18 protein-coding genes are annotated in these 21,319 nt (G+C 39.1%); 4 read left to right on the top strand and 14 right to left on the bottom strand.

The annotated features are described in order from the left end of the window. Positions 1-56: 56 nt before the first annotated feature. The 5 genes from pepF to nagB all read right to left on the bottom strand — a co-directional run bounded on the left by pepF (position 57) and on the right by nagB (position 5,729). Entirely contained in the window at positions 57-1,859 is a 1,803-nt protein-coding gene (gene pepF, locus FQT67_RS03705) for an oligoendopeptidase F (RefSeq protein ID WP_046176927.1), read from the bottom strand. Between the two features lie 10 nt (positions 1,860-1,869). Then, positions 1,870-2,832 (bottom strand): competence protein CoiA family protein, encoded by a 963-nt coding sequence (locus FQT67_RS03700; protein ID WP_003056374.1) that lies wholly within the window; start codon positions 2,830-2,832, stop codon positions 1,870-1,872. A gap of 111 nt (positions 2,833-2,943) precedes the next feature. Continuing rightward, on the bottom strand, positions 2,944-4,104 hold the full coding sequence (locus tag FQT67_RS03695; RefSeq protein WP_015017197.1) for an MFS transporter: 1,161 nt from the start codon (positions 4,102-4,104) through the stop codon (positions 2,944-2,946). Positions 4,105-4,195: 91 nt separating this feature from the next. Further along, positions 4,196-4,912, bottom strand: a complete 717-nt coding sequence (locus FQT67_RS03690; protein WP_003060776.1) for a pseudouridine synthase — start codon at positions 4,910-4,912, stop codon at positions 4,196-4,198. Between the two features lie 103 nt (positions 4,913-5,015). Further along, positions 5,016-5,729, bottom strand: a complete 714-nt coding sequence (gene nagB, locus FQT67_RS03685; protein WP_003056370.1) for a glucosamine-6-phosphate deaminase — start codon at positions 5,727-5,729, stop codon at positions 5,016-5,018. A gap of 197 nt (positions 5,730-5,926) precedes the next feature. Here nagB and queA point away from each other — a divergent pair, with 197 nt between their 5' ends. Then, positions 5,927-6,955 (top strand): tRNA preQ1(34) S-adenosylmethionine ribosyltransferase-isomerase QueA, encoded by a 1,029-nt coding sequence (gene queA / locus FQT67_RS03680; protein WP_022554929.1) that lies wholly within the window; start codon positions 5,927-5,929, stop codon positions 6,953-6,955. 4 nt (positions 6,956-6,959) lie between these two features. Next, a complete protein-coding gene (locus FQT67_RS03675) occupies positions 6,960-8,180 on the top strand; it encodes a DUF3114 domain-containing protein (RefSeq protein WP_015017200.1) in 1,221 nt (406 codons plus the stop codon). Positions 8,181-8,300: 120 nt separating this feature from the next. On the opposite strand, the gene FQT67_RS03670 is transcribed toward FQT67_RS03675, so the two are convergent. The 6 genes from FQT67_RS03670 to FQT67_RS03645 all read right to left on the bottom strand — a co-directional run bounded on the left by FQT67_RS03670 (position 8,301) and on the right by FQT67_RS03645 (position 15,375). Beyond that, positions 8,301-9,362 (bottom strand): serine hydrolase, encoded by a 1,062-nt coding sequence (locus FQT67_RS03670; protein ID WP_046176928.1) that lies wholly within the window; start codon positions 9,360-9,362, stop codon positions 8,301-8,303. Positions 9,363-9,528: 166 nt separating this feature from the next. Beyond that, positions 9,529-10,134, bottom strand: coding sequence for a superoxide dismutase SodA (gene sodA, locus FQT67_RS03665; RefSeq protein ID WP_003054499.1), 606 nt, complete (start codon positions 10,132-10,134; stop codon positions 9,529-9,531). 96 nt (positions 10,135-10,230) lie between these two features. After that, positions 10,231-11,271, bottom strand: a complete 1,041-nt coding sequence (gene holA / locus FQT67_RS03660; RefSeq protein ID WP_046176929.1) for a DNA polymerase III subunit delta — start codon at positions 11,269-11,271, stop codon at positions 10,231-10,233. Positions 11,272-11,351: 80 nt separating this feature from the next. Beyond that, positions 11,352-13,595 carry a DNA internalization-related competence protein ComEC/Rec2 gene (locus FQT67_RS03655; RefSeq protein WP_046176930.1) on the bottom strand — a complete coding sequence of 748 codons (2,244 nt, stop codon included), beginning with the start codon at positions 13,593-13,595 and terminating at the stop codon, positions 11,352-11,354. Next, positions 13,576-14,238 (bottom strand): helix-hairpin-helix domain-containing protein, encoded by a 663-nt coding sequence (locus FQT67_RS03650; protein WP_003057999.1) that lies wholly within the window; start codon positions 14,236-14,238, stop codon positions 13,576-13,578. The genes FQT67_RS03655 and FQT67_RS03650 overlap by 20 nt, the downstream gene beginning before the upstream one ends. A 396-nt stretch (positions 14,239-14,634) precedes the next feature. Continuing rightward, positions 14,635-15,375: a 1-acyl-sn-glycerol-3-phosphate acyltransferase gene (locus FQT67_RS03645; RefSeq protein ID WP_022554937.1), complete on the bottom strand. Its 741-nt coding sequence runs from the start codon at positions 15,373-15,375 to the stop codon at positions 14,635-14,637. Between the two features lie 117 nt (positions 15,376-15,492). On the opposite strand from FQT67_RS03645, the gene FQT67_RS03640 reads away from it, so the two are divergent. Continuing rightward, a complete protein-coding gene (locus FQT67_RS03640) occupies positions 15,493-16,269 on the top strand; it encodes a tRNA1(Val) (adenine(37)-N6)-methyltransferase (RefSeq protein ID WP_115257098.1) in 777 nt (258 codons plus the stop codon). Further along, positions 16,259-16,537 carry a GIY-YIG nuclease family protein gene (locus FQT67_RS03635; RefSeq protein WP_046176932.1) on the top strand — a complete coding sequence of 93 codons (279 nt, stop codon included), beginning with the start codon at positions 16,259-16,261 and terminating at the stop codon, positions 16,535-16,537. Before FQT67_RS03640 ends, FQT67_RS03635 begins: the two co-directional genes overlap by 11 nt. A gap of 23 nt (positions 16,538-16,560) precedes the next feature. Here FQT67_RS03635 and FQT67_RS03630 read toward each other — a convergent pair whose 3' ends face one another. The 3 genes from FQT67_RS03630 to FQT67_RS03620 form a co-directional block, all read right to left on the bottom strand. Further along, positions 16,561-18,561: a potassium transporter Kup gene (locus tag FQT67_RS03630; protein ID WP_046176933.1), complete on the bottom strand. Its 2,001-nt coding sequence runs from the start codon at positions 18,559-18,561 to the stop codon at positions 16,561-16,563. 126 nt (positions 18,562-18,687) lie between these two features. Then, entirely contained in the window at positions 18,688-20,256 is a 1,569-nt protein-coding gene (locus FQT67_RS03625; RefSeq protein WP_046176934.1) for a DEAD/DEAH box helicase, read from the bottom strand. A 228-nt stretch (positions 20,257-20,484) separates the two neighbouring features. Next, a complete protein-coding gene (locus tag FQT67_RS03620; RefSeq protein WP_012767262.1) occupies positions 20,485-21,315 on the bottom strand; it encodes a MetQ/NlpA family ABC transporter substrate-binding protein in 831 nt (276 codons plus the stop codon). Positions 21,316-21,319 lie beyond the last annotated feature (4 nt).

Raw genomic sequence — 21,319 nt, 5'->3', positions numbered from 1 at the left:
AATAAAAAAAGTGAAAAAACAAGAGATATGCTCAAAGCAATCTCTTGTCAATGGTATTAGTGATGAACTCCTTTTGCAACAAGGGCTTCAAGTTCTGTTAGACGTTCTTCGAAGACTTTAAAGGCTGCTTCAAGATAGTCACCTTTTGCCATATCAACACCCGCTTTAGCGATGACCTCAAGTGGGTAGTCAGAATTTCCTGACTTGAGGTAGGTCAAGTAATGATCAATATCGTCTTGCGTTCCGTGAACAATCTTATCGGCTAAATAACTTGCTGCTGCAAAGCCTGTAGCATACTGATAAACATAATAATTGTAATAGAAGTGAGGAATACGTGCCCATTCATACTGAATAAAATGATTATCGTCTTTACTCAACCCATAATACTTTTCATTCAATTCAGCATACAATTGGTTGAGGTATTCGCTCGTTAACACTTCTCCTTTTTGATCAGCTTGATGGATCGCGTGTTCAAACTCAGCAAATTGGGTTTGACGGAAAACGGTGCCACGGAAACCGTCAAGGTAATGGTTTAAAATGGCAAAGCGTTCTTTCTCATCTTGCACCTCATTTAAGAGAGCTTCTGTCATGATGTTTTCATTAGTTGTGGATGCAATTTCTGCTAGGAAAATACTGTAATCTCCATACACATAAGGCTGTGTTTCACGAGTGAAAGTAGAATGCAAACTGTGCCCAGTTTCATGAACTAAAGTGTATAGATTGTCTAAGGTATCTTGCCAGTTTAATAGCATAAAGGCATTGGTGTCGTAGGAACCACCCGAATAAGCTCCAGAGCGCTTCCCTTTATTGACATGAACATCAATCCAACGTTCTGTAAAGGCACGATGCACTCGGTCTGCATAATCCTTACCAAAAACAGCCAAAACCTTCTCAGCTTTTTCCAAAGCCTCATCATAACCAATGGCTAGGTCTGTTTCAGATAATGGTGTGTAAACATCATACATCTTCAACTCATCTAGACCAAGAACATCTTGGCGAAGTTTCAAGTAACGGTGTAAAAGTGGTAAATGTTTGTTAACCGTTTCTAATAAAGTGTCGTAAACAGCTTCTGGAATAAAGTTAGCAGCCATGGCAGCTTGACGTGCTGAATCGTATTTATGAACACGCGCCTTGTAATTTTGAACCTTAACATTTGTTTGTAAGGTTTTAGCATAAGTGTGTTGGAACTGTTCATAAGTGCTATACATTGCCTCGTAAGCAGCTTGGCGAACGCTACGATCTTTAGATTCCATTAAACTGATGAAGTTACCATGGGTTAATTCAACATCTTCCCCCTTATCATTTTTAACTACTGGAAAGACAATATCAGCGTTATCCAGAATGCTAAAGGTTTCTTCAGCGCCATTGAAAATTTCTTGGGCTCCTGCTAATAATTCCTCTTCAGCCTGGCTAAGCACATGGTCACGTGTCTGGAACAATTTGTCAAAGAAATGATGATACCTTTTTAAATCAGGAGTTTCCGCAAGAAAAGCTTGGTAATCTTCCTGACTCAATGCCATAACTTCTGGGTCATAGAATGAAAACACTTCGCTAAATTTAGCATACAAGCCAGAAGCCTTAGCCTGATATTCTTGATATTTAGCAACAGTCGTGTCTTGATCATTTTTCATATGAGCATAGACATAGACTTTCTCAACACGACGAGCTAACTCTAAATAAGTATCTGTAATTGTCAACAGATTAGCGCTAGAATCTAGTAAATGACCTGAAAAATCCTTAGCCGCGTCAATTTCACTAGCTAAGCCACTGACTTCAGCTTCCCAATCCTTATCTGTTGCAAAAATAGTGCTCAAATCCCAAGTGTACTTTTCTTCTAAATGACTACGATTATCTGTCATAATATCCTCCTCATTTTCTATTACTAACTATTTTAACATAATATTGAGGTGAAAAAAGCGTTTGCACCTTCTTATTCCCTTCTTTTTTGTAATAAGCTTTAAAACTCTTATTATAATCATGGAGATTCTCTTTGATTTGACAAAAACCAGTAGCCGACTGTACGGGACGCCATTGAGGATAGAAGGCCTCTACTGGCAACATGAGTAAATTATAGCCAGCTAAATAGGCTCTTTCCTGACGACGTAACCATTTAGGGTGCTTCGCTAATAAAGCCCTTTGAATGGGTATCGAAAGAGACTTGGCCATAGGTTTTTGGTAAGAACAGAGCTTGCTTTGGTGATAAGGAATCCGCAAACTTTCCATGATATTGTTATCCAAAGAAATGGTTTTGGTTAGGTAACTCACTTTGTCAAATAAATCTTCATGAATTAAGTATTTTAGACGCAACAGATGTGCAGCTGTATCCAACTCCCACAAATGAAAGCCTAAACGAGACGAAAAGTAAAGACATTGTTTTTGGAAGGCCGTTAAACGATTTTTAAGCCAGAGTTTCTTTCCCAACAGCCAACGAACCTCGTAACCATGTTTCTGATAGGCTTGTGTACGTGCCACCAAACGCTCAATTGGTATAGGGCTGCACTGAATTTCTAAGGCTAACTTATCATTCACCCAAAGATCTGGAAATTGTTGTAACTCGGGAAGATACTTTTCCACACAAACCTTTTCTGTTTTTATCAGACTTGTGTATATTTTTGCTTTCAAATGCAAATGTTCTTGGGACTCATTTTCTGTTTGAAAATGACAATTAGCTAATGTGATGTGTGCAAAATGAGGGCGTATAATTTTTCCCTGACGCAAGCGAACAGGAGATCCGCAAGCTGGACAACGAAATGGTTGCTTCTGAGGATTAGGCTGTACTAGCAAAGAAATCACCTGATTCTCATTGGTTAAAGCTGTTAATACTCTCAACACCTCCTCTTAGTCCCTCTACCTTATTATTCGTAAAAAGAAACCATTCTTACCTCAATTTAGTCTTTTGTCAAAAAAACTCAATTGAGATACAAAAAAAGCAGGCAAATCTGCCTAGCTTCTTTGAGATGAGCTTTTTTTCAGCAGCCCATACAAGATAAGATTGACCAACATAAAACCACTCGTCATGTAAAAAGGAGTCACAAACATTTCCCAATGCCAGAGTGCGGGTAGTTTGGTTAATAAAACTGGCGTTAGAATAACACCAATATTCCCTGCGGTAATTGCCAAACTGGTTACAAAATGATTATGTTCCCTTTTAAAATGTTTAGCAATATAATCAAAAACAGCAGACATGGCGCCCACAAAACTTGCTCCGATTAAAAGGGCTCCTAAGATGAAAAGGGCACTATGAGTAGCAAAGGTAAAGATAAGATTCCCCAGACCCATGAGGAGAATCATCACAGCCATGATGCTATCGTTGAGATACTTGGTTAGCTGTCCAAAGACCAGACCAATCAAAATACCGCTAATAGCTAAAATAGTCAGCATGTTACTCGCATAGAAACTGGAATAATGGTATTTATTGACAAGAAGAGAGGGGATTTTAATGGTTGCTCCAATGTAAGAAATTCCCACAAAGAAGGTGATTAACATCAGGTAACCAACAGCCTGATTAATATAAGTTGTTTTCTTAAGTGTTAAATGACTTGTATCAATTTCAGGAACGTATTTGCTAAATAAAATGTAAACAGGAATAACCAACAAATACACAAGGTAGGTATAATTAACACCAACTAACAAAGCTAGACCAACGATAAAAGTCGTTAAGGCCTTTCCAATATTAAGCGTTGCCGTTCGAAAGCCAATCATGCTGGCACGCTCGTCACCCTCATAGTAATCGCTGATAATACTGATAGAAAGGGAATTGTAAAGGCCAATACCTACTCCCAATAACAGACGACACATTAAAGCCACTACAAATTGCTTGGTGAAAAAAGATACCAGACCTGATATTAGAATCAATACCAATCCCAGTTGGATCGTTTTTTTCTTTCCTAATGTTGCGACGACAAGGTGACTTAGCATGACAAAAATGGTAATCATCATGGCTGGAATAGTCACGAGACTCTCCACAGAAGCCAAGCCAATATGAGGATTTTGCCCATGATAGAGGGCATAAAGTTTAGGAATGGCAGGTGCAATCGCTAAATGCGACATTAAAAAGAGTGAGATGGACAACATTGCCAATTTAGTTGGCAGTTTCGTTTTCATGAAAAATCTCCTTTAACTAAGATACTGTTTCAGTATATAGACAGTTTGCTGTTTAAGCAAGAATAGCGTATTAGTGATCAGTAAGTTTTTATCAATCTAAATAAGCTTTAATCACTAACGTTTCAGCATCAGTCAAGGAACGGTAGGCTCCACTCGCTAGTTCCCCAAGTTCCAGTCCGGCAAAACTAGTTCGTTTAAGAGAAATCACTTTCAAGCCATAGGTCAAAAACATTTTTTTCACTTGATGAAATTTACCTTCTGAAATGACCAAACGTGCTTGTGATTTCTCCTGACTCGCCTGAAGGATTGTTAACTGAGCTGGTCGGCACTGCTCTCCTGTTGGAAACTTAATTCCTGCTGCGAAAAAATCTGGAGCATCCGCATCTAAGAAGCCATTGACTGTTACCATATAGGTCTTTGCAACATGATGACTAGGATGTAACATTCGAAAACCTAAAGGCCCATTATCAGTGAGTAAAACCAAACCTTCGGTATCTCTGTCCAATCTGCCAACTGGATACAAGTCTGGGTGTCTGTCTTTCTCCGAAAGTTGATCCAACACTGTTACATGGTTAATATCGCTTCTTGCCGAGACAACCCCTGCTGGTTTATTAAGGATAAAATAGGAATGTTTGGGATGACTTATCCGTTTTCCGGAAATCTCAATCAGTTGTAGCCCGGGGTCTACATTTTGTCGCCCACTCCAAGCAATCTCGTGATCAATTCTCACGTCTTGTCCCTTGATCAACTGTTTCACTTGCCGCCGTGACCCATCTGTAACTACCTCTAATAATTTATCTAAACGCATATTAGTAGTGTAACATAAATTGATAGCAACAAAAGAAAAAGAAGGAAAAAGACTTCACCTCAAGAACTCTTCTTCCTCTTCCTTCTTATAAAATTATTAATGATTAGTCAACTTCATTTAATTTAGATGCTGCAGCTTCATCCACAATCACAATCACATTCTCATGTTGTTGGAGAATACTAGCTGGAAGATCTTCTGTGATAGGACCAGATACCATTCCTTTAATAGCATCTGCTTTTTCTTCTCCAAAAGCGAGAAGAACAATCATTTTGGACTTCATGATAGAAGCAATGCCCATAGAAATAGCTTGTTTTGGGACATCATCAATACTTGTAAAGAAACGACTATTGGCTTCAATGGTTGATTCTTGAAGATCCACCACATGCGTTTCTTCTTCAAAAGAAGTCCCAGGTTCGTTAAAACCAATGTGCCCATTACGTCCAATCCCAAGCACTTGAAAATCAATCGGATGCTCTGCAATGATTTGGTCATATCGTTTAGCTTCTGCTTCGACATCGGTTGCTAAACCATTGGGCAAGTAATTCTTTTTAAAAGACTTCGCATTAAAAAGGTTTTGACGCATAAAATAATCATAACTCTGATCGCTCTCTACTGGAAGACCGACATATTCATCCAAGTTAATACTTGTTAAGTCCGAAAAATCCAAAGGACTTTTGACCATTTCTTGGTAAAAACTAATTGGTGAACTTCCTGTTGCTAATCCTAACGTTTTAGCTCCCTTAGCTAAGCTATCTTTCAATAAGGTAAAAGCGATTTTCCCACCTTCAATCTGATCTTGGACCCGAATAATTTTCATGTCATTCTCCTCCTTTATTGGTATAGACCTTTTATAATTTCATTATATGGTATATACCAATTTTTGTCAAGCCTGTCCTTTCTTTTCTGATGAAAGATTAAAGATGACGGGTTAGACAACAAGTGATATAATAGAAAAGATTTATCTTATCAGAGAGCGACTACCCAGAGGTGCTCTAGTAACTCAAAGGAGACCTAATGAATACTAACGATTTTGATTTTGATTTGCCCGAAGAACTGATTGCCCAAACACCACTTGAAAAAAGAGATAGTTCAAAACTTTTGATTATTGACCACGAGCAGAAGACAATGATTGATAGCCATTTTGATCACATCATCGATCAACTAAATCCAGGTGATGCGCTTGTCATGAACAATACTCGTGTCTTACCTGCCAGACTCTATGGGGAAAAACCTGACACCCATGGTCATGTGGAATTGCTCTTATTAAAAAATACCCACGGAGATCAGTGGGAAGTCCTTGCCAAACCTGCTAAACGCCTCAAAGTTGGTAGCCAAGTCAGTTTTGGAGATGGTCGATTAACAGCAACCATTGTTGAAGAATTAGAACACGGTGGCCGCATTGTGGAATTTAACTACGAGGGGATTTTTCTAGAAGTTTTAGAAAGTCTTGGCGAAATGCCTCTACCTCCTTACATCCATGAGAAATTAGATGATGCTGAACGTTACCAAACCGTATATGCTAAGGAAAATGGCTCTGCTGCTGCCCCAACTGCTGGTTTGCACTTCACAACAGACTTACTCTCAAAAATCGAAGCTAAGGGTGTCCATTTGGTTTACCTAACTCTACATGTGGGCTTGGGGACTTTCCGCCCTGTTTCCGTGGATAATCTTGATGACCACGACATGCACTCTGAATTCTATTCCCTTTCAGAAGAAGCAGCACAAACACTGCGCGACGTCAAAAAAGCTGGAGGCCGCGTTGTCGCTGTTGGAACCACATCTATTCGTACATTGGAAACCATCGGAAGTAAGTTCCAAGGGGACATCCAAGCTGATTCTGGTTGGACCAATATTTTTATTAAACCAGGCTACCAATTTAAGGTTGTTGATGCCTTCTCGACTAATTTCCATCTTCCAAAATCAACTCTTGTCATGCTTGTTTCCGCCTTTGCAGGGCGTGACTTTGTCCTTGATGCCTATAAGCATGCTGTCGATGAAAAGTATCGCTTCTTCAGTTTTGGCGATGCCATGTTTGTGAAATAAAACCATGAAAACACTTGGAAAATGGCTGCGCTTCTTGATTTTTTTAACCTTCTGCATTAGCTTTTGGCAAAAAGACTATCGTCGCCTAACCTTTGAAAAAGAGCACAAATCTTATCAGGACTTAGTGGCGCCTTTTTACCAAAACCATCCTAAACTACAAGAACTCCAGCTTTCAGAAGCTATTAAATTACGCCACGACTTGCTTGATTATGTTCGAAAACTCAATAGGGACGGATGGTCCTATAAGGCCATTCAAAAAGGCTACCTTGAACACCTTACCGTTGGAGGAAACTCTTATCATTTCGAACAACGTTATAGTCGCATTCGCCTGATAGGCTCACCTGACTTTCAAAAGCTCTGGCAACAAGAAGAGATGACACAGACACCTCAAGAAGCTCAAAAACGGCTAGAACTCCTCTTGACCTATTTAAACATGCCAGAAGAATTGACTGGACAGGTTCACCAAACTCAGCAAATTTTGGCGCATTTTAGCCCCAATTTAACTCCCACAGATCCCTTCTGGGATCAATTATCTGCCCTCATCCAAGCTTGCTATATCAATCTGGAGCACATCCCTTACAGCAGTTTTAACCGGCAAATCCATCAGCTACGCTACCTCTTATCTACTCAACAAATCGAGTGGGTTCGTTCTCAGTATGGAAAAAAGGGGGAAACTGATGCGGATGCTTTAGCCAAGTATCTGGCTACTCTCGAAGATGACGACTACAATCTATATGAATCGTCTCGGTATCACAATAAAGTCGCCAGTATATTAGATGCCAGTGGCAATCACCAGGCTGTCTACACTGATAATATTCCCCAGTCTAACTATAAGATTTTGATTCATTTTCATTCAGAATTTATTTTGTCAGAATCTGGACAATTTTTAGTCGCATTAGATCCGGAAAACCTGACACGTAATAGTATTGTCAATGGTTCCTCCTTCAACTACGGGAATCAAAACGATGACTTACACCGTCTCCTTGATATTGATCCTATTTTGCTCTTTGACCCTGCATTTATCGAAGAGGCAACCCATAGTCCAGAAGCCACTTTCCTCGTTCCTGATTTGGAACAACAAGGTGACAAACATAACCCTATTTATAGTAGAAATGGGAAATCCTCCAAACAACTCACGCGCGCAGCTATCAAAAAATTTAAAAAGTTGTTGCACCATTATCAAAGTACCATAACTAAAACGCAAACATCTCACAAACAATATTAAAGGAAAAGGTTTGACAAAGCTAATTGTCAAACCTTTTTTTATTTCTATAAAAGCACAGCCTCTACCGGTAGTCATATGAGTATTTAAAACGCCTCACTCCCCAAAGATTTCATCAATCGGCTAAGTCATATTGTGATTAACCCGATGCCATTCATTGATCACATAGGTTAAATTAATTAACTGCACGTAGCCAAGTCCGTTAACTTCTTCTGACTCTTCTGTAGCACCACCAAGACCTGCTGAATAAAGAGCAATAAGGTATGGAGATTCTTCACAAACAATCGCACCTATATTTAAAGCTTCTCTGACATACCCAGGTTTTTGATAGATGGTGATATTTGGCAAGTAAGCCTTGTAATACAAATCAGGAAACGACTCTCCGATAAAATATAAGATATCTTCATATTTATCCTGATGCTTCCACAAATAATCAAGAACCTGCAAGTAGTACGCAGTGGTTGTCTTGTTTCCCTTGCGATCAATAGTTGGTATGGGACCAGATGCTTTTCCATACCGATCGAATAGTTGATAAGCTTTATTCATGCCACCCAAACGTTCTGCCAAAGCGTATGCAGGTGTATTTTCTGAATAAACAAGGGAATACTCCTGCATATCTGGAATTGACATGGCCCCACTAAATTGAGCCACATAGGCATTATGTTCTTGTTCGTATTCATAATCCGTTCCAGTAATGTCAAAACGCTCTGTTAACGTCAGCTTGCCCTTTTTCACCTCATCAACCACCAACATGTTTAGCGGTAACTTATAAGTACTTCCTGCCGTCATGGGCTGGTGTTCATTCATGGTCACTGTCTTACCTGAACGAAGGTCTTTGTAGGAAAAAGCAATCTGAGACTCATCAATACCAAACTCTTCCAGATAAGCTTTCACCGTGTCCACCAAACTCAACGTATGGTAGTCATAATAAAGGCCTAAGGCATTCATCTGTGCAAAATCTGCATCCATAGTAGCTTGCTTAGCTTCTTTGGATTTTTCTGGGAATGGCTTAGGTTTAACTGTTTTTTTCTTATTTTTCTTTTTTAAATAGGCTATTTGCTGTTGATGCTCTCCCATTTTCTTGGAAGCTGTTTTCTTTTTAATCGCTAAGCAACCAACTAACATAGCTAAAGCCACTATGGTTAAAGTACCCCACAAAATATTACGTCTTTTCTCTCTTAACACCTAAAATCTCCTATACATTCTATTCTAGCTAAATCTGATTAAAAATCAAGGCATTATATTAAAAAGACAAACCATTTTTATCTTATCATAGTCACAGACTGTTTTCCTATTAAGTCATCAAACCATCTAAAAAACCAATCTCCTCCCGAGATTGGTACCTGTTTCTTTATTTAGCCGCCTGGTAAAGTTCGGATACTTTTTTCCAATTAATGATTTCAAAGAAAGCTTTGATATAATTTGGACGTACATTACGATAATTCAAGTAGTAAGCATGCTCCCACACATCAAGCGCTAGAATTGGTTTTTTGCCTTCTGAAATTGGAGTATCTTGGTTAGCGGTTGATGTGATTTCGAGTTGTCCTTCTTTATTAACAACTAACCATGCCCAACCTGAACCAAAACGTCCAGTAGCAGCTGCTGTAAATTGTTCTTTAAAGGCGTCAAATGACCCAAAAGCATCATCAATGGCTTGTGCAACATCAGGAGTGACGTCTTGTTTTTCAGGTGATAATAGTTCCCAGAAAAGCGCATGGTTTAGGTGTCCACCACCATTATTAATTAAGGCTTGACGAATATCTTCTGGAATCTTAGTGACATCTGCCAATAGTTCCTCCAGATTTTCTCCGATCTCTGGGTGTTTTTCTAAAGCCGCATTGGTATTAGCGACATAAGTGGCATGGTGTTTATCATGATGAAGAGTCATTGTCTCCACATCAAACTGCGGTTCAAGAGCATCATACGCGTATGGAAGTTTTGGTAAAATAATAGCCATTTTCCTGTCCTCTTTTCCTTTATGATACGTCTATCTTATCGCAAAAAATAAGAGCTTTCAACTAATTTGATTATCTCTTGGAAAGCGGTCCAACGCCTATTTTTGAGAGTGAGTCATGATTTTTAAGAGAGCAATATCAACTAGATAACTCTTCTCATAAAGTCCTGTTTTTATCTGGTAATCTGTCTCAATCAAGGTTTTCACCGCTCCTGTTAGAAAGGCAAGAGATAAGGTCCTAGAATCCTTTAACGCATACTTGACCTGGTAAGGATTAACCCGCCGCCCAAGAATATCTGATAAACTAATCACTAGTTGTTGCTCGTTTTTTACGTCTTTAGCAAGAATAGTCAGCTGCAAAAATAAGCGAAATTGCCCCAACATAATAGCAATTAATTTAATATCATCTTCCCCTGATAAGCGTAAATCATGAATCAAATCTCTAGCTGCATCGATTTTTCCTCGTAGAACGAGTCTGGTTAAGTCAAAAATATTGTCTTGCAAACTTTTAGGAATGGCCTGTTCAATATCTGCTAGACTGACAGTCCCCGATTTTTTATAAGCTTTTAAAAAAGCCATGTTTTTCATGATTTGACTAAAATCATCGTTTGATTTCAAAAGCAATTGGTCAAAGGCACCACTCTCGAAACCTAAACCCAGTTGATGACTGTATTTTTGAAAATAAGTTCTCAGCTCCGCTTCTTTCAACGGACTTGCTTCCAAAATAAGAGCATCTCGTTTTAAGAGTTTGACCAAGCGTCGTTTACTATCCAACTTCCCTGGTGCAAAGATAATTAGTCGAGTAGTTTCTAAGGGATTTTCTAAATAGGCTTCAAAGGCCTTTAGGTCTTTTTCTTTTAAGAAACTTTTTTTATTGGTCGTGATATCTAACAAATGATCAAAAATGACCACCTTCTGCTCAGCAAAAAAAGGCAAACTCAACAAATCCATTTCTGCATCCTGATAAGCCGTCTCGGACATGTCAAAATAAGAATAGGTTAAATCATCCTTATCAAAAGCAATTTGCGTCATTAAACGCGATTTTAATTGGCTATATTGACCAATATCTTCTCCAGTTACCAAGGTAATGAGGCCTAAATTTTGTTTATTCAGTTTCTCTATCTTTTCTATCGCAATCATGCTTTTATTATATCATCTTTCAAAAGAAAAGCTACCGACCTGACATCAAGGTGTTAAGAAATTAATGCACTTTCCCCTGCTCAACGAACAGTCTCAATATGCCAATTTAGCCATCCTGTCAACCGAACAGCTCCTTGAATATCCGTGCGATAATAAGAAATTTCCCTATCCTCTAAACGGGTTAGGGTTTCTCTGTGAGGATGCTGATAACGGTTATTTTTTCCAGCAGAAATAAAGGCCACTTTAGGCTGAATATGGTCTAAAAAAGCTGCACTAGAAGAGGTATTTGATCCATGGTGACCTGCTTTTAAATAATCTACTCTTAGTTGAGGATAACGTTCTATGATCTCGTTTTCTCCCTCTTTTTCCAAATCACCTGTAAATAGAAAAGTTTGATTGAGGAGCCTACCATAAAGAACCAGAGAATCATTATTTTTCCCGTTCCCTAACTGCCAAGGATAGAGTACCTGTAAGACACTTCCCATAATAGGCAATTGGTCTCCAGCTGCTAAAACCCTAACGTGACATTTTAAACCCCTTAACCGCCTAACAAAGCTTGGCTGGCTTAAACTACCTTGGCTAGTCAAAATCTCCTTTATCCGAATAGCTTTGGCAACCACCTCTATATCCCCCATATGATCAGTATCCGCATGAGTCACTAGTAATTGGTCAATGGTGTGAATGCCTCTACTTTTTAAGTAAGGAATTAAGGTTTTCTGAGCATTCGATGTCTGGTGCCCCTGTCGCCACTGCTCTTTTGAAGAAAAGGAAAGGCGCCCACCTACATCTATTAAGAGATTTTTTCCTGTCCAATCCCTCACTAAAATACTATCGCCCTGGCCAATGTCGATAAAGGTCACTTCATTGGTCAAAGGATATTTAACAGATAAAAGTGTCAGGCCTATGACCAAGCCGCAAGTGATAACTCTTTGTCGTATCTTCCGATGGTCATAAAGAATAGCGAAGCTAATCACCAGGATAAGCAATTGCCAACTGGTCGGACTTCCAAAAACAAGGGAGGCATTGAGGGTATTCCCAAGAAATTGAATGACTTTTTCTAAGAAAAGAAAGAGATAATTACATCCTGAGAGAGTTATCAAAGGAGACAAACAGAAAACCAAGCAAAGAAGAGGCAAAATCAAAACATCGAAGAGATAAGACAAAAGCTCTGTCAATACCATTGACATGGGGTTAAAACTAGCAAAATAAAAGAGCAAGAAAGGTAACATCCCTAAAGAAACAGTAATGACCTGGACGAAATGCTTTTTAACTCCCGATAACTCCTCAAAAGTGATAACAGTTAACATAAACGCATAGCTAAATGTTAGTACTCCACCAACAGTCATCAAAGCATGAGCATCCCATAAAAGAACAAGTAAGAAAGCGCAAGCCAGATTATCTAAGCCTTTTATGCCTAGATGACCTAATTGGGCCTGCAGAAGGCTTCGAATAACAGAAATACTGTAACCTGTCAGCGCAGCATATAGACAGGCAAAGGGAAGCTCTATCCATTTAATCCATTCGAGAGGAATAGCTAATAGCGTCAAACCTCTTCTAAAACAGGTTAAAAAGAAGCCAACCTGCATCCCTGATAGGGCAAAAAGATGAATGATACCAAGCTGACTATAATAATCTGTCATCTCACCAAAGGACTTATCCAAATAGCCGAAAAGGAGTCCCGTCAAATAATGAGACATGGGCTTTGGAAAGGATTGTTGGCAATGGACAATAGCCTGTCGCCTCAAAGAAGATAAATAATCTCCTACTGACTTTGGTGAAACCACTTCAAGCTGCTCTACTTGTTCCACTTTTCCTATCCTGTAAATTCCCTGATAGGCTAAAAAAGATTGGTAATTAAATCCTCTAAAATTTCGGGAAGTCTCAGCCTTGTCCAATACTATTTTGGCATGCATCACTATCCAACGGTACTCTTTTTGGAAAAATCGGGCTTCCGTTTGATGTTTAAAATGATAAAACAACTGATAAGAATGATTACCGTGACGCCCAATAACAGCTAATTGATCTCCATTAATTCGAATACTATCCGGAACCAATGCTACCTGAGACACTTGTAAAGGTTGTGTTTCCAATTGCTGTCTCAACTGATGTTTCCAATAAACAAAGACAGCAGCAAATAAGGCCAGAATCATAACAACCTTACAGAGGGTCTTCTGAGGAAACTGCTTCAATAGTAACATTCCTAAACAACTGCTAAGTAAGCAAGTCAACCAGCTAGGACAATAGATCTGATAATAAAGAGCCATTACCAAAAAGGCTAGTTGAATGGGAGGCAAGGGAGACCACTTAGTCCAACGATAGTTCATGTTTCAATTTCTCAAGTGTTTTTTCACCAATTCCAGATACCTGTCTAAGATCATCTAACGTTTTAAAGCCACCTAGACTGTCTCTCGTCTCAAGAATATCCTGAGCCCTTTTTACACCAATGCCCGAAATACGTTGTAACTCCTCTAAATTTGCCTTATTGATATTCACCTTTGTTGAGTTAGACATTTCTGCGTTAGCTTTACCTGCTGAGGAGGCATTTGGCAAGACAGAAATGTCTTCACCCTGCTTAGCCACATACACAACCTGCTCATCCACCAGTTTTTCTGCAAAATTAACAGCATGTCTATCAGCTTCCTGAGTAAGTCCCCCAGCTAATTCAATGACATCGCGCACACGGCTATTAGCCCTGAGCTTATAAACTCCCTCCTGTTGTACGGCTCCTTTTAAATCCACTAAAATATTACTCTCTTCTGAAGAATACTTTTTTTCCTCACTAGCTGGCTGTTGTATGGAAGAAGAAGTTGATACAATAGGAAGTTTTGTTTGGCTCTGCTCTTTTCCCCAGATAACAAAACTTAGGGTTAGTATCAGAAAAATGGCTAGCACAACACCAATCAAGCGTGGCAGAGAATAAACCTTTTTCAAGCTATTTGTTCCTTTAGTTAACAAGTCATCTATCATTTTTTCACCTCATCTTTTTATTCGTAAATGAATGTTAAAAAATAATTCTCATGAAATTTTTTGAAGAAAGTGCAAATGGAACCCCCTAGCAACCAACGCTTGCTTGAGCGCGAAACGGACTTTTCTATATAATGTGGTTACCAATTAAATCAAAGAAGATAATAGGCTATTGAAACCTATCTTTCCTATTAGGTACGTATGGTTTTTGCCACATCGCCCTATTTGTCAACCAAAAATTAAGCAGGCAATCGATAAACCTGCCAATATTTAGTCGATCGCCTTCTTCTGATTTCTCTGTCACCAAATAAAAAAGCTAAGCTTTAGTAAGTCTGTTACGCAGAAATACTAAAGCTTAGCTCTTTTTTGAAACAAAGATGTTCTTCTTATTTTTGTTTTTTAATGGCGATGTTTATCTGGATTCCAAACAAAACTAGCAATATAGGAAAATAACATGGTTAATAATAATACCACCACCAAAACCAATCCTAATGGTAAACGGTAGAGATAAGTTAAAGGGTTCCTTGCTTTGCCTGGTTGGAAAGGTGCCAACTCGTCATCCATCCGATCAAACTCTGCCTGAATACGGTTTGCCACCTCAGCAATCCCTTCATCATTCATGCGTTTAATATCTGAGACGTCAATGGGATTCCCAAAAGTCATGTCAACCCGTTCTCCCGCTAGTAATCCCTTGACCGACATAGGCCCCTGATAGGCTGCTGGCATAATCTTGACCTTAGCCATTTTAGCAATCACAGCGACCCCTCCTTTGACCTCTTGCGAATGCCTACTTCCACTTGGAAACATAAGAAGAGAACGATTGCTCTTTTTGAGCATATTAACAGGGTAACGAATAGCATCTGGACTCGGTTTATCACGATCGATAGGAAAAGCACCACACATTTTAATCCACCAAGCAAAGAGACGATTCGTAAACAACTCTTTTTTAGCCATAAAAACAAACTGCTTAGGACGTGCTGCAAATGCCATGTAAACTGGATCCCAAAAGGTTCGATGAGGTGCTACCAGAATATAATTCTCAGAAGCATCTAACATATTTTCTTCATGATGGTAGTGGGCATTGCCATTGACAACCCATAATAAAAAGACTACTAAACCACGTAAGTAAGCGTAAAACACAGGCTTCTCCTTTAATAGAATAATCTTACTTATTGTACCATGAAAGCTGACTTTTCGAAAGTCAAAATCCCTCTTCGAACATTCACCTCAAGCCTATTTTATGTTAAAATAACAGGTATGATAAAAGCAATCTTAAAAGAAGGCGAACGTATTGATCAACTCTTTTCAAGTGATGTTCGCATTATTCAAAACAAGGATGTCTTTAGTTACTCTATTGATAGCGTCCTCTTATCCCGCTTCCCTAAAATGCCTTCCAAAGGGTTAATTGTGGATTTGTGCTCAGGAAATGGGGCAGTCGGCTTATTTGCTAGTACCAGAACCAAGGCAGCCATCGTTGAAGTCGAATTACAAGAACGGCTTGCTGATATGGGACAACGCTCTATCCAGCTCAATCAACTGGAAGACCAAGTAACCATGATTTGTGATGATTTAAAAAACCTCCTAAACCATATGCCACGTTCAGGAGTTGATTTGATGCTCTGCAATCCCCCTTACTTTAAAAGTCACGAAAGTTCTAAGAAGAACGTCTCTGAACATTATTTACTGGCTCGTCATGAAGTGACCACTAATTTAGAAGAGATTTGTCAGGTAGCCCGTCATGCCCTTAAATCAAATGGCCGTCTGGCAATGGTTCATCGACCAGATCGATTCTTGGAAATTATAGATAGCCTTAGAGCTAATGGTCTTGCTCCCAAACGGGTACAATTTGTCTATCCTAAATTAGGTAAAGCAGCTAATATGTTACTTATTGAAGCAATCAAAGACGGTTCTATTGAAGGGATGACTATTTTACCTCCTTTAATTGTCCATAAGGAAAATGGAGAATACACTGATCATATTTTTGAGATTTATTTTGGTACTGCTTCCAAAGGAAAACCTGATCATGACCACTAAAAAAGCTTATATGTATGTGTTAGAGTGTGCAGATAAAACCCTCTACACTGGTTATACAACTGATTTGCAAAAACGCTTAGCCACACATAATGCAGGAAAGGGGGCTAAATATACTCGCTACCGGTTACCTGTTTCTTTACTTTATTACGAAGTGTTTGATAGCAAAGAGGCTGCGATGAGCGCTGAGGCACTCTTTAAGAAACGAAAAACAAGAAGCCAGAAATTGGCCTATATTGCTACTCATCAAAAAGAAAAGAAAAATCATTGAGACTTATCATCTCAATGATTTTTTTATGCTTCACTGTCTTCCACAGGCACCAATTCTTTGATTGGTAACTTCAAGACATCTGATAAAATTAAAGGAACCACTTCAAGTGTTACTTCGGAATATTGAAGACCAAACCACCGCATTGGACTGGCAGTGACATGTTTGATGCTCGCCTTAGTCTGCATAATAAAGCGTTCAACATTAGTGAGTTGACGTGCATTGGAGACCCGCTCTTCTATTAAAACAAAGCGAAAATCACCAACATCACGGCCAGGTGTGATAGTATATTCTTGTTCTTGTTTTGGCAAACGACCACTTTCCATCAAGTCATGAACAATCGTACGCAAATAGCGTGGCACAGCCTGTGGCATTCTAAAACCGAGATAAAGTTCGACTCGAACCATATAATCTGTTCCCATCATATCCACCTTATACTTGGCTGTATAAGGCTCATCAGTTACCTGAACATTCACAAACCAATAAACTTGAGCGCGCTTGGGCCGCTTATCTAAAATGGAATACAAAATAGAACGGTCAATCATGTGATCCTGCATGCGATTGGAGAGATAAACCACATTGGTTTGGTAAAGGTCAAAACGAACGTCGTCACGAAGTTGCTTAATCTGCTCCTTGTAATCATTCAAATTGAGAGATTTCACATACTTGAAAACAATGCGTGTGCCCGCATGCCACATAAACATGACAAAGACAATTGCTAGCGCTAAAATAACCACTACATAGCCACCGTGCATGAATTTGACAGCGGAGGCCCAGAAGAAAATGAATTCTACAAGGGCAAAGAAAGTCATCACTAAATGAGCTAGGAAAGGTTTTACACCTTCTTTAATCAAATAGTAATTCAATAATATAGTGGTCATTAACATGGTAATGGTAATGGCCAGGCCATAGGCTGCTTCCATATGAGCAGAGGTTCTAAAATACAAAACCGTACAGGACGTGACTGCAAAGAGAATCCAGTTAATCACCGGAATATACAATTGCCCCAAATTAGCACCAGGATAAGTCACTCGAAATAGAGGGAATATTTTCAAGCGCATGGCTTCTGAAACCAAGGTAAAAGAACCTGAAATTAAGGCTTGTGAGGCAATGATGGCTGCTAAGGTGGCAAGAATAACCACATACACCGTTAATTGGGAAGGTACACTAGCAAAGAAAGGATTAAGTTCAATGCCTGAATCTTTATGGGATAGAATCCATGCTGCTTGACCACAATAGGATAAGACAATGCATAGCTTGACAAAAGGCCAACTCACATAAATATTACCTCGGCCGACATGGCCTAAATCCGAGTAGAGAGCCTCAGCTCCTGTTGTCGCAAGGAAAATGGACCCCAAGATAAAAATCCCTCGATGATTTTCTGGACTAAAAAGCAAATGCAGGGCATAGTAAGGATTGATAGCCTTGAAAATTTCTAAGTGCCCTAATGTGTTCAGTAAACCACTAATTCCCAAAAAACTAAACCAAAGGAGCATCACAGGTCCAAATATTTTTCCGATAAACCCTGTCCCAAACCGTTGAATCCCAAATAGAATCATCAAAATAATCAGGGTTGTGATAATCACATTGGTTTGATTTTGATAAATCTGACTGAGACCAAAAACAGCTTTCAATCCTTCAATGGCTGAGGTCACCGTTACCGCAGGCGTAAGAGCCCCATCAGACAAAAGCGTTGCACCTCCAATCATAGCCGGAATAATGAGCCATGGTGACATTTTGCGAACCAAGGTGAATAAAGAAAAAATCCCACCCTCATGATGGTTATCCGCTTTTAGAGCAATCAAAACATATTTGATTGTTGTGATTAACGTTAAGGTCCAGATAATCAAGGACACGGCTCCTAGAATAAAGGGTTCAGAAACCTGAGCGATACCTCCTTGATTTTCCACCAAAGATTGCATCGTGTAGAGAGGACTTGTTCCAATATCTCCATAAACAATACCTAGAGCAATAATAAAACCTGCTTTTGATGCTTTATCAAAGGCAGTATGATGGGCATCAGACATCCCAATCTTCCTCCTAATAGTTAAAAAGTGCCATAAAATGACTGAAACCATTATAACAGATTCGAACGTAAAAGCAACTTTTTCAGAAAATTAAAGAGAGTCGATTCCCATCGACTCTCTTTAATCCTATTCACCTTTGTGACGAATCACAAATCCAGTGTTTTTAGGGCTTGATTTCTTTTCTTTATTGAAAAAATCTTTAGCATTACGTTTTGGTTTACGTTTGAAATCACGATTGCCACTGCCATCATGACCGTCACGTTTATCACGTTTTTGACGACGGCGGTCTCCGCGGTTACGGTTGTCACGTCCACGACCACCTTTGCCATTTTTATTGCCATGGCCACCACCCACATACTTGAATGGTAATGGTTTTTCACGCGCAATTTCCACTTCTGGTAAGCTATCCGGATCTTGAACCGTTAAGCTCAAAATATACAATGCCAACTCTTCTGGAGTGAATTCAGCTGCTAATTGGATAGCATCTCCTTTGAATTTGTCAAAGTTAGAACGAATAGCATCATCCGCAAAATCACGTTCAATTTTTTTAAGGGCTACTTTTTTCTTGGCTTGGAAAGCCTCTTCTGCAGTTGCTGGGCGGAGAGGTTTCATCTGTTTTTTCGTTAAGTTCTCAATCATTGAGAGGTAGCCCATCTCATTTGGTGAGACAAAAGTGATTGACTCACCTGATTTACCCGCACGACCAGTACGGCCAATACGGTGAACATAACTTTCTGGATCTTGGGTAATATCGTAGTTATAAACGTGGGTAACTCCTGAAATATCAAGACCACGTGCTGCCACATCAGTGGCTACAAGAATATCAATTTGATCGTTTTTGAAATCACGGATAACGCGTAAGCGTTTATTTTGGTCTAGATCACCATGGATTCCTTCGGCACGGAAACCACGTAATTTTAGACCACGTGTAATCTCATCAACACGACGTTTAGTCCGACCAAAAACAATAGATAATTCAGGTTGGTTAACATCCATCAAACGTGTCATGGTATCAAATTTTTCTTGTTCCTTCACACGGACATAGTATTGATCAACATTCACGTTGGTTAATTCTTTGTTCTTAATTTGAACATGCTCAGGGTCTTTCATGAATTTTACCCCAATTTGTTTAATAGGTGCTGGCATCGTTGCGGAGAAGAGCAAGGTTTGACGGTCTGCTGGGACACGACTAATAATAGCTTCAATGTCTTCCAAGAATCCCATGTTAAGCATCTCATCTGCTTCATCAAGGATTAAGGTTTCCACATGATCTAAAATAAGAGCCTTGCGCTTAATCAAATCTAACAAGCGGCCTGGTGTTCCCACGACAATGTGTGCACCTGATTTAAGGGCTTTGATTTGTTTTTCAATACTTGATCCACCGTAAACAGAGCGAACCTTAACCCCTTTTTCACGTCCAAAACGGAACAATTCTTCCTGACTTTGTACAGCCAATTCACGCGTTGGTGCAATGACCAATGCTTGGATGATATTTTCGTTAGTACGAATCTTATTCAAGGTTGGTAGACCAAACGCTGCTGTTTTACCAGTTCCTGTTTGTGCCTGACCAATAACATCCTTCCCTTCTAGTGCGAGAGGAATCGTCATTTCCTGGATAGGAGATGCTTTCTCAAAACCAGCGGTAACGACAGCTGATTGGATGTCTTCTGATAAGTTAAATTCTGTAAATTTCAATTGTTTCTCTTTTCTAAAAAGGCAGTGCGAAGCTGCCTTATAAACCTTTTAATTTTCGTCGTTTGATTAACAACCTAACTAGTGTAACACAATTAGAATCAAAAAGATAGGAAATAAGGTTAATCTCATTAATAACACGTTTTCATAAATAAACGATTCTTGTAACACTCCTCCAAAACAGCTAAGGAAGCTCCTTTTCTAAGAAAAGAAGCTTCTCAATATTGATTTTTAAAAGGCAACCTCTGCTTCACTTGGAAGTTCATTAGTGATGTAATCTCGAATTTCATCACTAGTTAACACCTCTTTGAGCACTTTAATTTTAGCACTGTTTTTATTATCCTGACGAGCTACTAGGGCACCTGCAAAGTGAACGTCTGGTTTTTTCTCATAAAGCAAGCGGTCTTTTTGAGGGGTCAAGTTAATTTTAGCGACGTAAGCTGGAAAGTTAAAGACAAGGTCATACTCAAAGTAAGCCTGGTTAAGGTTAAGAAGTGCCACCGGTTCAATAGCTAACTGTTTCGGATTGTCGGTAATATCTTCAATAGCTTTTGTTGGTTTGTCTGTTTTCTTAAGTTTAATCAGATTTTTTTCTTGTAACAATAGCAAAGCTCTAGTCATATTTGAAGGATCTGAAGGGATAGCTACCCGTGAACCATCTTTTAAGTCATCAATGCTTTTTAAGCCTTTACCATAAAAACCGGCCAATGAATGGTAGATAGGTGTTATCGAAACGAGATGTCCTTTATTTTCTTTATTAAAAATGTCCATGAAAAATTCATGTTGTAAAAGATTAGCATCATGTTCTTTATTTTCCAAGGCAATATTTGCTTGAATATAATCAGAGACCGTCTCAATTTTTAAGGTGTATCCTTTTTCTTTAACATTATCTTCAACCAATTCTAAAAAGGTGGATGATGGTTTAGTATATGTTGCCACCGTGATCACACGATCTTCTTTAGCCTTAGTCGTATCTTTAGACTGACTTGATTCTTTTTTAGCGCAAGCCAGTAAAAAAACAGATGCCATAACAAGACATATTAGGGAAAGTACTTTTTTCATAACT

This window comes from Streptococcus sp. NCTC 11567 (assembly GCF_902141215.1).
GTDB lineage: Bacteria > Bacillota > Bacilli > Lactobacillales > Streptococcaceae > Streptococcus > Streptococcus dysgalactiae.
This window is presented reverse-complemented; position numbering and strand designations above follow the sequence as displayed.

Excerpts from the sequence above, each read along its gene's own strand:
- FQT67_RS03650 (WP_003057999.1), bottom strand. The coding sequence starts at position 14,238 with ATGATAGATGACTTGTTAACTAAAGGAACAAATAGCTTGAAAAAGGTT.
- FQT67_RS03630 (WP_046176933.1), bottom strand. The coding sequence starts at position 18,561 with ATGTCTGATGCCCATCATACTGCCTTTGATAAAGCATCAAAAGCAGGT.
- FQT67_RS03620 (WP_012767262.1), bottom strand. The coding sequence starts at position 21,315 with ATGAAAAAAGTACTTTCCCTAATATGTCTTGTTATGGCATCTGTTTTT.
- sodA (WP_003054499.1), bottom strand. The coding sequence starts at position 10,134 with ATGGCTATTATTTTACCAAAACTTCCATACGCGTATGATGCTCTTGAA.
- holA (WP_046176929.1), bottom strand. The coding sequence starts at position 11,271 with ATGATTGCGATAGAAAAGATAGAGAAACTGAATAAACAAAATTTAGGC.
- FQT67_RS03695 (WP_015017197.1), bottom strand. The coding sequence starts at position 4,104 with ATGAAAACGAAACTGCCAACTAAATTGGCAATGTTGTCCATCTCACTC.
- queA (WP_022554929.1), top strand. The coding sequence starts at position 5,927 with ATGAATACTAACGATTTTGATTTTGATTTGCCCGAAGAACTGATTGCC.
- FQT67_RS03640 (WP_115257098.1), top strand. The coding sequence starts at position 15,493 with ATGATAAAAGCAATCTTAAAAGAAGGCGAACGTATTGATCAACTCTTT.
- nagB (WP_003056370.1), bottom strand. The coding sequence starts at position 5,729 with ATGAAAATTATTCGGGTCCAAGATCAGATTGAAGGTGGGAAAATCGCT.
- FQT67_RS03690 (WP_003060776.1), bottom strand. The coding sequence starts at position 4,912 with ATGCGTTTAGATAAATTATTAGAGGTAGTTACAGATGGGTCACGGCGG.
- FQT67_RS03675 (WP_015017200.1), top strand. The coding sequence starts at position 6,960 with ATGAAAACACTTGGAAAATGGCTGCGCTTCTTGATTTTTTTAACCTTC.
- FQT67_RS03655 (WP_046176930.1), bottom strand. The coding sequence starts at position 13,595 with ATGAACTATCGTTGGACTAAGTGGTCTCCCTTGCCTCCCATTCAACTA.
- FQT67_RS03635 (WP_046176932.1), top strand. The coding sequence starts at position 16,259 with ATGACCACTAAAAAAGCTTATATGTATGTGTTAGAGTGTGCAGATAAA.
- pepF (WP_046176927.1), bottom strand. The coding sequence starts at position 1,859 with ATGACAGATAATCGTAGTCATTTAGAAGAAAAGTACACTTGGGATTTG.